The organism is Pseudomonas sp. F9001, assembly GCF_013385435.1.
Lineage (GTDB): Bacteria > Pseudomonadota > Gammaproteobacteria > Pseudomonadales > Pseudomonadaceae > Aquipseudomonas.
Genome location: NZ_JACAPX010000014.1, coordinates 149,000 through 163,954 on the forward strand (window position 1 = coordinate 149,000; position 14,955 = coordinate 163,954).

The following is a 14,955-nucleotide window of genomic DNA, read 5'->3' on the forward strand; positions in this document are numbered from 1 at the left end:
CAACGCTTGCCAATGGCTAAAGTGATGGCCATCTCTAATAAGGAATACGTCATGAGTCCGGTCGAGCTGTTGAGTCATTGGTCGTTTGGCGGTGTGGACTGGCTGGTGATAGGCGTGGCGATTGCCCTGGCGTATATCGTGTTCGGCATTGCAGGCTTTGGTACCGCATTGGTGGCGGGGCCGATCCTGATTCTGTTCATGCCGCTGTCGAAGATCATCCCCTTGCTGGTGCTGCTGGATTTTGTCGCGGCCTTCGGCAACCTTCTGCAATCGCGCCGGGATGTGGTGAAACCGGAGTTGTTCAGGCTACTGCCGTGCATGGCGATTGGCTGCACCCTTGGGGTGATCTTCCTGCTCAACCTGCACTCTGATTTATTGCTGCTGTTGATGGGGCTGTTTATCAGCGCCTATGCGATCTACAGCCTGGCGGTGAAGGCCAAGCCCACGCAGATGGCAGCCGGCTGGGCGATTCCCATGGGGGTTGTCGGCGGGCTGTTTGGCGCGTTGTTTGGCAGTGGCGGCTTTCTGTATGCGATCTACCTCAACAGCCGATTGCCCAAGGATGGCGCGCGGGCGACCCAGAGTGCGTTGATCAGTTGCAGCACGGTGGTGCGCCTGAGCCTGTTTCTGATCGCGGGCGTGTATGCCGAGCTACCCTTGTTGATGTTGGCGGTGTGCCTGTTGCCGGCCATGGCGCTCGGGCTGTGGGCGGGGCGGCGGTTGACCCTGCGCATGTCCCGCGAGGCGTTTGTGCGGTTGGTGACCTGGCTGGTGCTGGCCAGTGGCATTGCCTTGATTGCCCGTTACTTGAGTACTTGACCTGATTGTTTCAGGGATTAAGCTGCCAGCCTTCAGGGCCTCTTCGCGAGCAAGCCCGCTCCCACATTTGGAACGCATTCCCCCTGTGGGAGCGGGCTTGCTCGCGAAGGCGCCAGTAGCCACGCCGCAGGACTCCCATGAATTCCCAAAGCATCCTTGTCCCGAAAATCTCCACGCTACCCGTCCACGAACCCCGCGCCCGGGCGATCGTGCGCTGGCTGGTGCGCAAGAACATCGTCAAGGAAGAACTCACCACCTGCGGGCGCACCGGCAACCGCATGGGCTATGCCCTGGCCGACGGTGCCCGCGCCGTGGTGCTGCACCCCGACGCGCTGCCGTTCAACGAGCCGATCAACGGCCTGGAGATCATCTACAAGCGCTGCATCTACACCCCGGCCAAAGGCTTCCTGGAAGAGGCCGGCTGTCCCGAGTGCCTCAAGGAAGTCGGCGAAGCCCTGTTCGAAAGCCTGGAAGACTGGATGCCCGGCCACACCGATAACTTCACCTGCCCGCTGTGTGGGCATGAGGACGACATCAACGGTTTCCTGTTCCTGCAGGAATGCGGCTTTTCCAACCTGGGATTCATCTTCAATAACTGGGCGGAGGCGGGGTTCAAGCAGAGTTTTATCGACGAATTTGCCGACTGGCTGGACCAGAAGATGAGCTGGGTCAAAGTCGAACTTTAATTCGATGTGAGCGTTCCCACGCTCCCGCGTGGGAACGCTTCCCGTGACGCTCCGCGTCGCCCTGGCCAGGACGCGGAGCGTCCAAAGCGGCGTTACCACGCAGAGCGTGGGAACGATCAGCGCTGCAAAAATCATCCATCTATCAGTATTACCAAGTTTGTCAGAGTTTTACATTGAACCCGAGGGGGTGTCTGACTATAATGGCGCGCTTCCATTTTCCCGCTCGGGAGCCCCCGCGATGCTGCGTATCAGCCAAGAAGCTCTGACATTCGACGACATTCTCCTAGTGCCCGGTTATTCCGAGGTGCTTCCTAACGAAGTCAGTCTCAAGACCCGCCTAACCCGTGGCATCGAGCTGAATATTCCTCTGGTTTCCGCTGCCATGGACACCGTCACTGAAGCCCGTTTGGCAATCGCCATGGCTCAGGAAGGCGGCATCGGCATCATCCACAAGAACATGACCATCGAGCAGCAAGCTGCCGAAGTTCGCAAGGTCAAGCGTTACGAAGCCGGTGTGGTCAAGGACCCGATCACCATCGAGGCCGATGCCACCGTTCGTGACCTGTTCGACCTGACCCGCCTGCACAACATCTCCGGCGTTCCGGTGCTGCACGATGGCGACCTGGTCGGCATCGTCACTTCCCGTGACGTGCGTTTCGAGAACCGCCTTGAAGTCACCGTCCGTGAAGTGATGACGCCTAAAGAGCGCCTCGTTACTGTCAAGGAAGGCGCCGACAAGAACGATGTGCGCGAGCTGCTGCACAAGCACCGCATCGAACGCGTACTGATCGTCGACGACAAATTCGCCCTCAAGGGCATGATGACCGTCAACGACATCGAAAAAGCCAAGGCTTACCCGCTGGCCAGCAAGGACGATCAGGGTCGTCTGCGCGTAGGCGCTGCGGTCGGTACCGGCAAAGACACCGGTGACCGTGTAGCGGCCCTGGTGGCTGCCGGTGTTGACGTGGTGGTGGTCGACACTGCCCACGGTCACTCCAAAGGCGTGATCGACCGCGTTCGCTGGGTCAAACAGAATTTCCCTGACGTGCAAGTGATCGGCGGCAACATTGCCACCGGCGCTGCCGCCAAGGCCCTGGCCGAAGCCGGTGCTGATGCGGTCAAGGTCGGTATCGGCCCTGGCTCGATCTGCACCACCCGTATCGTGGCCGGTGTAGGCGTGCCGCAAATCAGCGCCATCGCCAACGTCGCCGCTGCCCTTGAAGGCACTGGCGTACCGTTGATCGCCGACGGCGGCATCCGTTTCTCCGGTGACCTGTCCAAGGCCATCGTCGCCGGTGCTTCCTGCGTGATGATGGGCTCGATGTTCGCCGGTACTGAAGAAGCGCCGGGCGAGATCGAACTGTTCCAGGGTCGTTCGTACAAGGCTTACCGCGGCATGGGTTCCCTGGGCGCCATGTCCCAGGCTCAAGGCTCTTCCGACCGCTACTTCCAGGACTCCTCCGCGGGCGCCGAGAAGCTGGTACCGGAAGGCATTGAAGGGCGTGTTCCGTACAAGGGCACCCTGAGCGCCATCATCCATCAACTGATGGGCGGCCTGCGTTCCTCGATGGGTTACACCGGCAGCGCCGACATCGAAGAAATGCGCACCAAGCCTGAGTTCGTGCGGATCACCGGTGCCGGCATGGCCGAGTCCCACGTCCACGACGTACAGATCACCAAGGAAGCGCCAAACTACCGCGTAGGTTGATGTTTCCAGCAAATAGTTAAGTAACCGGGGCTGTCTTATTCAGCCCCGAGTTGTTTCTGATTCATTAGACGAGACTGATCTCATGGCCCTCGACATTCACGCCCACCGCATCCTGATCCTCGACTTCGGTTCCCAGTACACCCAGCTGATCGCCCGCCGCGTGCGTGAAATCGGCGTGTACTGCGAACTGCATCCGTTCGACATGGACGACGAAGCGATTCGCGAATTCGCTCCAAAAGGCGTCATTCTCGCCGGCGGCCCCGAGTCCGTGCACGAAGCCAACAGCCCGCGTTGCCCGCAGGCGGTGTTTGACCTGGGCGTGCCGGTCTTCGGTATCTGCTACGGCATGCAGACCATGGCCGAGCAGCTGGGCGGCAAGGTTGAAGGTTCCGAGCTGCGTGAATTCGGTTACGCCCGTGTCGACGTGGTCGGCAAGAGCCGCCTGCTGGACGGCATCGAAGACCACATCGACGCCGACGGCCTGTTTGGCCTCGACGTATGGATGAGCCACGGTGACAAGGTCACCAGGATGCCGGAAGACTTCCACATCCTGGCCAGCACCCCGAGCTGCCCGATTGCCGGCATGTTCAACGACGAGCGCGGCTACTACGGCGTGCAGTTCCACCCGGAAGTGACCCACACCAAGCAAGGCGGTCGCATCCTGTCGCGCTTCATCCTCGACATCTGCCAGTGCGAAGCCCTGTGGACCCCGTCGAAGATCGCTGAAGACGCCATCGCCAACGTACGTGCCCAGGTCGGCACCGACAACGTCCTGCTGGGCCTGTCCGGCGGCGTTGACTCCTCCGTGGTTGCGGCGCTGCTGCACAAGGCCATCGGCGACCAACTGACCTGCGTCTTCGTCGACAACGGCCTGCTGCGCCTGCACGAAGGTGAGCAAGTGATGGCCATGTTCGCCGAGAACATGGGCGTCAAGGTGATCCGCGCCAACGCTGAAGATCAGTTCCTGAACAACCTGGCCGGCGAGTCCGACCCGGAGAAGAAGCGCAAGATCATCGGTCGCACCTTCATCGACGTATTCGATGCCCAGTCCAACAAACTGGACAACATCAAGTACCTCGCCCAGGGCACCATCTACCCGGACGTGATCGAATCGGCCGGCGCCAAGAGCGGCAAGGCCCACGTGATCAAGTCCCACCACAACGTGGGCGGCCTGCCTGAGGAAATGAACCTCAAGCTGGTAGAACCACTGCGCGAACTGTTCAAGGACGAAGTCCGTCGTCTGGGCCTGGAATTGGGCCTGCCGTACGACATGGTCTACCGCCACCCATTCCCGGGCCCGGGCCTGGGCGTGCGGATCCTCGGTGAAGTGAAGAAGGAATACGCCGACCTGCTGCGTCGCGCCGACCACATCTTCATCGAAGAACTGCGCAAGGCCGACTGGTATCACAAGGTCAGCCAGGCGTTCGTAGTGTTCCAGCCAGTCAAGTCGGTTGGTGTCGTAGGCGATGGTCGTCGTTACGCCTGGGTTGTTGCCCTACGTGCGGTGGAAACCATCGACTTCATGACCGCCCGTTGGGCGCACCTGCCGTACGAACTGCTGGAGACTGTCAGCGGTCGTATCATCAATGAGATCGAAGGTATTTCGCGCGTGACTTATGACGTGTCGAGCAAGCCGCCGGCGACGATTGAGTGGGAGTGAACCTGCGGTAGCAGGTGAGCGCTGAATAACAAAACCCCGGCCTGGTGCCGGGGTTTTGTGTTTCTGGCGTTTGTCTACCGCCGCGCAATATCCGAAAAGTAAAACTTATCCAGCGTATGCCGCGACTCGGTGTACTCGAACTGCCGTCCATCCTGCAAAAACGTCTGGTTGCTCACCACGATCACATGGCTCTGGCCTTCGAGGTCCAGGTGTGTCTGGTCGTCCTTCCCCCGCGGCAGCGCTTCGATGGTGCGCTGGGCATAGCTGATCTGCAGCTGCAAGGTCTGTTCGATAAACGCATAGATCGACTGCTCGGCAATCTCCCGATCCAGCCCCGGTATCAGGTCGGCGACGAAGTGGTTGATGTCGAGGATCACCCGTTTGCCGTCGATCCGCCGCACCCGTTTGACCCGGGTAATCAGGCTGCCAGCTTCGGCCTCAATGTGTTGCATCAACGGGCCTTCCAGCGGGAATTGGCTGAACTCCACCACTTCGGTACTGACGTCGTCGCCGAGGGCGGCATGGGTCTCGCGAAAGCTGACGATACCGCCGAGCTGGAACTCGATGGGGTTGGGTGACAGCACGAAGGTGCCCTTGCCGTGGATCTTTTGCGCGAAGCCGCGCTCCTGCAATTGCTCGATCGCCCGGCGTACCGTGCCACGGCTGGCCTGGTAAGCGTCCATCAGTTCGGTTTCGGAGGGCAGGCGCGTGCCGCGTTGCAGGCGTTCGGTGGTGATGCTGGCAAGCAGATCGGTATAGATCTGGTTGTATTTACTCATGGGGAAGGGCTCTGTGCCGCGTTGGCGTTCAAGGCAGGAACCTTAGTGGCAGCGATGGGGTTTGTCCATGCAACCCATTGTAGAACTCGGAAATTTCTGACTCAAAAAACAGAAAATTAATCATTTTTAAACTCGTACATACGAGTTATTGCTTTAACTCGTACAGACGAGTACTTTTGGCTTCGGCGTGCTGCCTATGACCGCCCAATAAAAAAAACCAGAGTGGATACCAAGCATGAGCCACGACTATCCGAATATTGCCCGCGAGATTCTCAAGAACCTCGGCGGCAGCGACAACCTTGAGCAAGCTGCCCACTGCGTGACCCGCTTGCGCCTGGCCCTCAAGGACCCGAGCCTGGCCAACAGCGGCGAGCTGAACCAGGTCGACCTGGTCAAGGGTTCGTTCTTCACCGGCGGCCTGTTCCAGATCGTGATCGGCCCCGGCGAAGTGGAAAAGGTCTACGCCGCACTGCGTGAGCAAACGGGCCTCGCCGCATCGACCATCGCGGACGTGAAACAGAAAAGCGCCGACAAAATAAACCCGATGCAGCGCCTGGTGCGGGTGTTCTCCGATGTGTTCATGCCGATTTTGCCGGCGCTGATCATTGCCGGTTTGCTCATGGGGGTGAACAACCTGATGGGCGCCAAGGGCATGTTCATCGCGGACAAGACCTTGCTCGACGCCTATCCGAACCTGGATGGCCTGTGGAGCCTGATCAACCTGATGGCCAACACCTCGTTCGTGTTCCTGCCGGCACTGGTGGGCTGGTCGGCGGCCAAGCGCTTTGGTGGCAGTGAAATCCTCGGCATTGTCCTCGGCCTGATGCTGGTGCACCCCGATCTGCTCAACGCCTGGAACTACGGCAAGGCGGTCGCCGGCCTCGACGGCCAGAGCCTGCCGTACTTCGATATTTTCGGCTGGTTCAAGATCGAGAAGGTCGGCTACCAGGGCCAGATCCTGCCGATCCTGCTGGCCGCCTACGTGATGAGCGTGATTGAGAAATGGCTGCGGGCACGGGTGCCGAATGCCATTCAGTTGCTGGTGGTGCCGATCACTACCATCGTCGTCACCGGCGTACTGGCGCTGGCGATCATCGGCCCGGTGACCCGCCACCTCGGCATCCTGATCACCGAAGGCGTGGTCACTCTGTTTGACCTGGCGCCGATGGTCGGCGGCGCAATCTTCGGTCTGCTGTATGCACCGCTGGTGATCACCGGCATGCACCACATGTTCCTCGCCGTGGACCTGCAACTGATCTCCACCCAGGGCGGCACCTTTATCTGGCCGATGATCGTCATGTCCAACCTGGCCCAGGGCAGCGCGGCGCTCGGCGTGTTCTACATGAGCCGCAATGCACGGGACAAGAGCATGGCGTCCACCTCGGCGATTTCCGCCTACTTCGGCATCACCGAGCCGGCGATGTTCGGCGTCAACCTGCGCTTCAAGTTTCCGTTCTACGCGGCGCTGACCGGCTCGGCGCTGGGCAGTATTTTCCTCTCGCTGAACAAGGTGCAGGCCTCGGCGATTGGCGTGGGTGGCTTGCCCGGGTTCATCTCGATCATCCCGCAGTACATCCCAAGTTTTGTCATCGGCATGGTCGTCGCGATTGTCGTGCCGTTTGTTTTGACCTGTGTGTTGAGCATGAAAATTGTCCGGCCTGGCTACCGGGTCGCCTGATCTACCGCTATCGCAGGCAAGCCAGCTCCCACAGTTGATCGCATTTCCAGATTGAAGGAACCCGTCATGCAAAACTGGCAACATTCGGTGATCTACCAGATCTACCCCAAAAGCTTCCACAGCCACGCGGGTAACGCCACCGGTGACCTGCTGGGCATCGTGGACAAGCTCGATTACCTGAAGTGGCTGGGCGTCGATTGCCTGTGGATCACCCCGTTCCTGCGCTCGCCCCAGCGCGACAACGGCTACGACATCAGCGACTACTACGCCATCGACCCGAGCTACGGGACCATGGCCGATTGCGACCTGCTGATCAGCGAAGCCGCCAAGCGCGGCATCACGCTGATGCTCGACATCGTGGTCAACCACACCTCCATCGAACACGAGTGGTTCCAGCAGGCCCGCAGCAGCCTCGACAACCCGTACCGCGACTTCTACATCTGGCGCGACCAGCCGAACAACTGGGAATCCAAGTTCGGCGGCTCGGCCTGGGAATACGAGGCTCAGACCGGCCAGTACTTCCTGCACCTGTTCGACCACACCCAGGCCGACCTGAACTGGGACAACCCCAAGGTGCGCGCCGAAGTGTTCAAGCTGATGCGCTTCTGGCGCGACAAGGGCGTGGGCGGTTTCCGCCTGGACGTGATCAACCTGATCTCCAAGCCGGCGGATTTTCCGGAAGACAACAGCGACGGTCGGCGCTTCTACACCGACGGCCCGAACGTGCATGAATACCTGAAGGAAATGCACCGCGAAGTGTTCGAGGGGCATGACCTGATCAACGTCGGCGAGATGTCGTCCACCAGCCTTGAGCACTGTATTCGTTATTCGAATCCACAGTCGAAAGAGCTGTCGATGACCTTCAACTTTCACCACCTGAAAGTCGATTATCCGAACCTGCAGAAGTGGATCGCGGCCGACTTCGACTTCCTGCAACTCAAGCAGATTCTGTCCGACTGGCAACTCGGCATGCAGGCCGGTGGCGGCTGGAATGCGCTGTTCTGGTGTAACCACGACCAGCCGCGGGTGGTCTCGCGTTTTGGTGACGACGGCGAGCACCGCGTGGTCTCGGCGAAGATGCTCGCCACTGCGCTGCACTTCCTCCAGGGCACGCCTTTCGTGTACCAGGGCGAAGAGTTGGGCATGACCAATCCGGGCTTCGACACCATCGACCAATACCGGGATGTCGAGACGCTGAACATCTATCGGCTCAAGCGTGAGGCCGGTGAGTCCGAGGCATCGAGCATGGCTGCGATCATGCAGAAGTCCCGCGATAACAGCCGCACACCGATGCAATGGAACGCCGAGCAAAACGCCGGCTTCAGCCGCGGCGAACCGTGGATCGGCATCCCGGCCAACGCGGCGCAGATCAACGTGCAAAGCGAGCTGGATGACCCGCAATCGGTACTGCATCACTACCGTGCGCTGATCAAGCTGCGTCGGCATGAGCCGCTGATTCAGGAAGGCGTTTATCGCCAACTGCTGCCGCAGCACACCCAGGTCTGGGCGTACCTGCGCGAAGGCCACGGCGAACGCCTGCTGGTGCTGAACAACTTCTACGGCACGCCATGCCAGATCGAACTGCCCGATGGCCTGCTGACGGCGGCGAGTGAGCAACGCCTGCTGATCAGCAACTACAACGACTGCCCACAGCGCTCGAGCCAGGTCTCGCTGCGCCCGTATGAATCGTTTGTGCTGCATCTCAAGGACTGAGACCCGCTTTACCCCCGGCGTGGGAGAGCCGGGGCGCTTAAAAAAACATAATAAAAATATCGGAGTGCTTCATGAAAACAACAATAAAGCTGGGCCTCGTTGCATCCTGCCTGACCTTGCCGATGGCAGCCCAGGCGTTGGAATTTGCCGGCTACTTGCGTAGCGGTGCGGGGACTTCAACCGGCAGTGGCAAGCAGCAGTGCTTCCAGTTGCCGGGTGCACAATCCAAATACCGCCTGGGCAACGAGTGCGAGCAGTACGCCGAACTCGAATTGCGCCAGGACCTGCTGACCCTCGACGACGGCTCGGTGTTCAGCGTCGACGCCATGGCTTCGCTGTACAACAAGTACGACCGGGCGCTGAAGTTCCAGGGCGAAGACAACGGCTCGGCACGCATGCCGCAGATGTATGCGCAGTGGTCGAACATCCCCAGCCTCAACGGCGGTTCGCTGTGGGCCGGCCGGCGCTACTACAAACGAAACGACATCCATATCTCCGACTTCTACTACTGGAACCAGAGCGCCACGGGCGGCGGTATCGAGGACGTGAAAATCGGCGACCTGAAATACAGCTACGCGCTTTCCCGCAAGGACAACCTGTACCAGAAGGAATACGCCACCCGTCACGACTTTAACGTGGCCGGCTTCAAGACCAATCCCGGCGGCGAGCTGGAACTGGGCTTGAGCTATATCGAAAAAGCCGGTGGCCGTGACACCAACAGCGGCTGGGCCATTACCGCCCAGCATGTGCAGAAACCCTTCCTCGGCGGGCGCAACAAATTTGCCCTGCAGTACGGCGAAGGCCCCGGCACCGGCCTCGGCTACACCGGCGATACCTTCCTCGATAAAAGCAGCAAGAGCTACCGCGCAGTGGAGTTCTTCGACTGGCAAGTGACACCACGGTTTGGCGGGCAGATCGAGGCCGTGTACCAGAAGGATATTCGCCCGGGCAACCAGGATCAGACCTGGATGTCGCTGGGCGTGCGCCCGGCCTATGCGATTTCCGAACAGTTCAAGCTGGTCACCGAACTCGGTCATGATCAGGTCGAGGCTACCGGTGGCACGCGCAAGCTGAGCAAATTTACGTTCGCCCCGACCTGGTCGCCCAAAGGCCCGGATTTCTGGGCACGACCGGAAGTGCGCCTGTATTACACCTACGCGACCTGGAACGAAGCGGCCAAGCGTGCGGCCAATGAACTGGCGGCAGGTTCGGCGTTGTCCGACACCGGCAGTTATGGCTCGGCGTTGCATGGCTCCAACTTTGGTGTGCAGGTTGAGTACTGGTGGAAATAAAGCCGTCGATGCCCAATGATTTTTACAGAACCAAACAGCAGGTGAAGTCATGACCACAACCCATTCCCTGGAATTGCTGGCGCCATTGTCCGGGGTGCTGCTCGCCCTGGACCAGGTGCCTGATCCGGTGTTCTCCAGTCGCCTGATCGGCGATGGCCTGTGCATCGATCCGACCTCGCAGACCCTCTGCGCGCCACTGGCCGGGGTGATCAGCAATATCCAGGACAGTGGTCATGCGGTGAGCATCACCGATGACAACGGCGTCCAGGTGCTGATGCACATCGGCCTGGACACCGTGAACCTGGCGGGCAAGGGTTTCACCCGATTGGTCGAGGAAGGCCAGCGGGTGGAAGCCGGGCAACCGCTGATTGAATTCGATGCCGACTACGTGGCGCTCAATGCCCGTAGTTTGCTGACCCTGATGCTGGTGGTCAGTGGCGAGCCCTTCAAGCTGCTGACGCCCGAGCAGGGCCTGGTAGACGTGGGGCAGCCACTGCTGCGAGTCACGCCGCAAGCCGTTGCCGACGAGGTGAAAGACGAGGAGGGTGACGCCCTGTTCTCCAGGCCACTGACCTTGCCCAACGCCAACGGCCTGCATGCGCGCCCGGCGGCGGTGCTGGCGCAGGCGGCCAAAGGCTTCAAGGCGAGTATTTACCTGCACAAGCAAACCGAGAGCGCCAACGCCAAGTCGCTGGTACGGATCATGGCATTGCAAACGGTGCAGGGTGACACCTTGCAAGTCAGCGCGGCTGGCGAGGATGCCGAAGCGGCGATCCAGGCGCTGGTGACCTTGCTGGCCGAAGGCTGCGGCGAAACCGTCGCGGCTCCTCAACCTGGCGCTGCACCCGTGGCGCCTGATTCATCGGCGACCTTGCTGCGCGGCGTGTGCGCCTCGCCCGGTTCGGCGTTCGGCCAGGTGGTGCAGGTCAAGGAGCCGGCACTGACGTTCGTAGAGACCGGCAAAGGTGAAGCGCTGGAACGTGCGGCCCTGACCCATGCCCTGAACAACGCCAATCAGGCGCTGCAAGCCCTGCAGGAAAAGGCCGTCGGCACTGCCCAGTCCGAGATCTTCCGCGCCCATCAGGAGTTGCTGGACGATCCGGCCCTGCTGGAACAAACCCGCGACCTGCTGGACCAGGGCAAGAGCGCGGCCTTCGCCTGGAACAGCGCCACCGAGGCCACCGCCACGCTCTTCCAGGGCCTGGGCAACGCCTTGCTTGCCGAGCGCGCTGCCGACCTGGCAGACGTTGGCCAGCGGGTGCTGAAATTGATCCTCGGGGTTCAGGACAGCACCTGGGATTTGCCGGAGCAGGCAATCCTGATTGCCGAACAACTGACTCCCTCGCAAACCGCCAGCCTCGACACGCGCAAGGTGCTGGGTTTTGTGACGGTGGGCGGCGGCGCTACCAGCCACGTCGCAATTCTCGCCCGCGCCCTTGGCTTGCCGGCCATCTGCGGGCTGCCGGCGCAGGTGCTGGAACTGGCCAACGGCAAGCAAGTGCTGCTGGATGCCGACAAGGGCGAGTTGCACCTGGACCCGGACCTGGCCGAGATCGAACACTTGCAAGCCAGCCGCCAACAACAAGTGCTGCGCCGCCAGCGGGAAGTGGAGCAGGCGTCGTTGCCCGCTACGACCCGCGACGGTCATCACGTCGAAGTGACGGCCAACGTCGCATCGTTGCAGGAGGTGGAGCAGGCATTGTCCCTGGGGGGCGAAGGCGTTGGTTTGCTGCGTTCCGAGTTCCTCTACCTGGACCGCAACCGCGCGCCGAGCCCCGAAGAGCAGGCGGGCACCTACAGCGCCATCGCCCGTGCATTGGGCCCGCAGCGCAATCTGGTGGTGCGCACCCTCGACGTTGGTGGCGACAAGCCGTTGGCCTATGTGCCGATGGACAGCGAGACCAACCCGTTCCTTGGCCTGCGCGGGATTCGCCTGTGCCTGGAGCGCCCGGAACTGTTGCGTGAACAATTCCGTGCAATTCTCGCCAGTGCCGGTTTCGCCCGTTTGCACATCATGTTGCCGATGGTCAGCCTGCTCTCGGAGCTGCGCCTGGCGCGGCAGATTCTTGAAGAGGAAGCGCTGGCCCTGGGGCTGACGGAACTGCCGAAGCTGGGAATCATGATCGAAGTGCCATCGGCGGCATTGATGGCCGATCTGTTTGCGCCGGAGGTGGATTTCTTCTCCATCGGCACCAACGACCTGACCCAATACACCCTGGCCATGGACCGCGATCACCCGCGCCTCGCCAGCCAGGCCGACAGCTTTCACCCGGCGGTGCTGCGCCTGATCGCCGCCACCGTCAAGGCGGCCCATGCCCATGGCAAGTGGGTCGGCGTGTGTGGGGCGTTGGCGTCTGAAGCGCTGGCGGTGCCGGTGCTGATCGGGCTGGGGGTGGATGAGTTGTCGGTCAGCGTGCCGCTGATCCCGACCATCAAGGCTACCGTGCGCGAGCTGGACCTGGCGGACTGCCAATCCATCGCCCGCCAGGTGCTCGGCCTGGAAGAAGCGGCGCAGGTTCGCGAGGCCTTGCGCCTGTACCACGCGGCTACCGTTGAAACCTCATTGGTTGTGGAGAACTGACATGTTCGAGAAATTTCAGCGGGCGTTCTGGAAGGCCCTGACGCCGGATCTGGTGCTTGAAACGCCGCAGGCAGCTCCAGTGAGCGAAACACTGTTGGCCCCGGCAGTGCTGAATGCGCTGGGAGGCGCGGAGAATCTCAAGTCGCAGCAGCGGGTAGCACTGACCCGGGTGCGGGTGCAGTTGCAGGATGCGGGGCGGTTGGATGCGCAGGCGCTCAAGGCGGCAGGCGTGCCGGGCGTGATGGTGTTGGCGGGTGGGGTGGTGCACCTGCTTACCGGCCTGAACACCGCTCTATAAGACGACGAAGATCAAATGTGGGAGCGGGCTTGCTCGCGAAGGCGGTGTGTCAGTCAATCCATGTGCTGGCTGAACCACCGCCTTCGCGAGCAAGCCCGCTCCCACATTGGTTTTGTGGTGTTTGGAGAATCGGGGGATTACAGCGGCGGGGTTTCTTCCGTCGGCTTGGTCTTGTCCACACCCGGCACATGCAGGTTGCCTTCGACCACCTGGTTGCCTTCCAGCTGCGGCTGCGTCACCCACGTCAGAATGTCGTAGTAACGCCGGATGTTCGCCACAAAATGCACGGGCTCACCGCCACGGGCATAGCCATAACGCGTCTTGCTGTACCACTGCTTCTGCGACAGGCGCGGCAGCATCTTCTTCACGTCCAGCCACTTGTTCGGGTTCAGGCCTTCTTTTTCGGCCAGCTTGCGCGCGTCGTCCAAATGCCCGGTGCCGACGTTGTACGCCGCCAGGGCAAACCAGGTGCGGTCCGGCTCGGCAATCTTGTCGTCCAGCTCATCCTTGATCTTGGCCAGGTACTTGGCGCCGCCCATGATGCTCTGCTTGGCGTCCAGGCGGTTGGACACGCCCATGGCCTGCGCCGTGTTCTGGGTCAGCATCATCAGGCCGCGCACGCCGGTCTTGGAGGTCACCGCCGGCTGCCAGAGTGATTCCTGGTAGCCGATGGCCGCCAGCAGGCGCCAGTCGACCTTTTCTTCCTTGGCATAGGCCCGGAAGTGTTTCTCGTATTTGGGCAGGCGCTGCTGCAGATGCTGGGCGAAGGTGTAGGCGCCCATGTAGCCGAGTACATCGACGTGCCCATAATAGCGATCTTTCAGGCGTTGCAGCGTGCCGTTCTTTTCCACCTTGTCGAGGTAGTTGTTGACCTCGTTGAGCAGGCTGTTGTCTTCGCCGGCGGCGACCGCCCAGGCCTGATGGCTGGCGTCACCGAGGTCAAAGGCCACCCGCACGTTGGGGAAGTACACCTGGTTCATCGCCACTTCGTTGGAGTCCACCAGGGTCAGGTCGATCTGGCCCTCATCCACCATGCGCAGCAGGTCGACCACCTCAACGGCGTCGGACTCTTCGTAGTCAATCCCGGGAAACTGTTTTTTCAGCTGCGCCAGTTGCTCGGCGTGGGTGCTGCCCTTGAGCACCATGATCTTCTTGCCCACCAGGTCTGCCGCGGTGGTCGGCCGGGACTGGCCGTTGCGGTAGATGATCTGCGGGGTGACTTCCAGATAAGGGTGGGAGAAACGCACTTGCTGGCGACGCTGCTCACTGCTGACCAGGCCGGCGGCGGCCAGTACCGGGCCGTTGGGTTTGCCGATCTGCGAGAACAGGTCATCCAGGTTGTCGGCCGCCTCGATCTCGAGCTTTACCCCCAACTCGTCGGCAAAACGTTTCACCAGTTCGTATTCGAAGCCGGTTTCGCCGTTACGGTCCTGGAAATAAGTGGCCGGACTGTTTCGGGTGACCACCCGCAATACGCCATCCTCCTTGATTCGCTCGAGCGTGTTGGGTTTATCCACACACGCACTGAGCAGCAGGAAGAGTCCGGTAACGAAGAGCCATTTGGCGCATCGCGGGCGTAAAGCAGTAGGGGAGAACATCTGCGCAGTATACGCAAAGGACCCTCGGCGCCATATCTCGACAGCGGGGCACTTGTCTGCTAGCGCCCGTAAACCTTGGCTGCAGCCCGCAGAAACGGGGCTTGGCAGCCGATTGTGACGGTTAAAATAACTGCCCGGAATAG

At 61.0% G+C, this 14,955-nt stretch carries 11 protein-coding genes; 9 read left to right on the forward strand and 2 right to left on the reverse strand.

Annotated features, from left to right (window positions below; translation table 11 throughout):
- Nucleotides 1-51 precede the first annotated feature (51 nt).
- The 4 genes from HX818_RS16280 to guaA all read left to right on the forward strand — a co-directional run bounded on the left by HX818_RS16280 (nt 52) and on the right by guaA (nt 4,873).
- Nucleotides 52-819, forward strand: a complete 768-nt coding sequence (locus tag HX818_RS16280) for a sulfite exporter TauE/SafE family protein (RefSeq protein ID WP_003209649.1) — start codon at nt 52-54, stop codon at nt 817-819.
- Between the two features lie 137 nt (nt 820-956).
- Nucleotides 957-1,505 carry a hypothetical protein gene (locus tag HX818_RS16285; protein WP_003209647.1) on the forward strand — a complete coding sequence of 183 codons (549 nt, stop codon included), beginning with the start codon at nt 957-959 and terminating at the stop codon, nt 1,503-1,505.
- Between the two features lie 238 nt (nt 1,506-1,743).
- Entirely contained in the window at nt 1,744-3,213 is a 1,470-nt protein-coding gene (gene guaB / locus HX818_RS16290; protein WP_003209646.1) for an IMP dehydrogenase, read from the forward strand.
- Between the two features lie 82 nt (nt 3,214-3,295).
- A complete protein-coding gene (gene guaA, locus HX818_RS16295; RefSeq protein ID WP_003209644.1) occupies nt 3,296-4,873 on the forward strand; it encodes a glutamine-hydrolyzing GMP synthase in 1,578 nt (525 codons plus the stop codon).
- Nucleotides 4,874-4,947: 74 nt separating this feature from the next.
- On the opposite strand, the gene treR is transcribed toward guaA, so the two are convergent.
- A complete protein-coding gene (gene treR, locus HX818_RS16300; protein ID WP_003209636.1) occupies nt 4,948-5,652 on the reverse strand; it encodes a trehalose operon repressor in 705 nt (234 codons plus the stop codon).
- A 235-nt stretch (nt 5,653-5,887) separates the two neighbouring features.
- On the opposite strand from treR, the gene treP reads away from it, so the two are divergent.
- The 5 genes from treP to HX818_RS16325 all read left to right on the forward strand — a co-directional run bounded on the left by treP (nt 5,888) and on the right by HX818_RS16325 (nt 13,214).
- Nucleotides 5,888-7,330, forward strand: coding sequence for a PTS system trehalose-specific EIIBC component (treP, locus tag HX818_RS16305; RefSeq protein WP_008438268.1), 1,443 nt, complete (start codon nt 5,888-5,890; stop codon nt 7,328-7,330).
- 66 nt (nt 7,331-7,396) lie between these two features.
- Nucleotides 7,397-9,043 (forward strand): alpha,alpha-phosphotrehalase, encoded by a 1,647-nt coding sequence (gene treC, locus HX818_RS16310; RefSeq protein ID WP_177020412.1) that lies wholly within the window; start codon nt 7,397-7,399, stop codon nt 9,041-9,043.
- 71 nt (nt 9,044-9,114) lie between these two features.
- Nucleotides 9,115-10,335, forward strand: coding sequence for a carbohydrate porin (locus tag HX818_RS16315; protein WP_032899755.1), 1,221 nt, complete (start codon nt 9,115-9,117; stop codon nt 10,333-10,335).
- Between the two features lie 49 nt (nt 10,336-10,384).
- A complete protein-coding gene (ptsP, locus tag HX818_RS16320) occupies nt 10,385-12,916 on the forward strand; it encodes a phosphoenolpyruvate--protein phosphotransferase (RefSeq protein ID WP_177020413.1) in 2,532 nt (843 codons plus the stop codon).
- Nucleotide 12,917: 1 nt separating this feature from the next.
- Nucleotides 12,918-13,214, forward strand: coding sequence for a PTS transporter subunit EIIB (locus tag HX818_RS16325; RefSeq protein ID WP_003209625.1), 297 nt, complete (start codon nt 12,918-12,920; stop codon nt 13,212-13,214).
- 137 nt (nt 13,215-13,351) lie between these two features.
- Here HX818_RS16325 and mltF read toward each other — a convergent pair whose 3' ends face one another.
- Nucleotides 13,352-14,812, reverse strand: coding sequence for a membrane-bound lytic murein transglycosylase MltF (gene mltF, locus HX818_RS16330; RefSeq protein ID WP_177008154.1), 1,461 nt, complete (start codon nt 14,810-14,812; stop codon nt 13,352-13,354).
- Nucleotides 14,813-14,955: the final 143 nt, after the last annotated feature.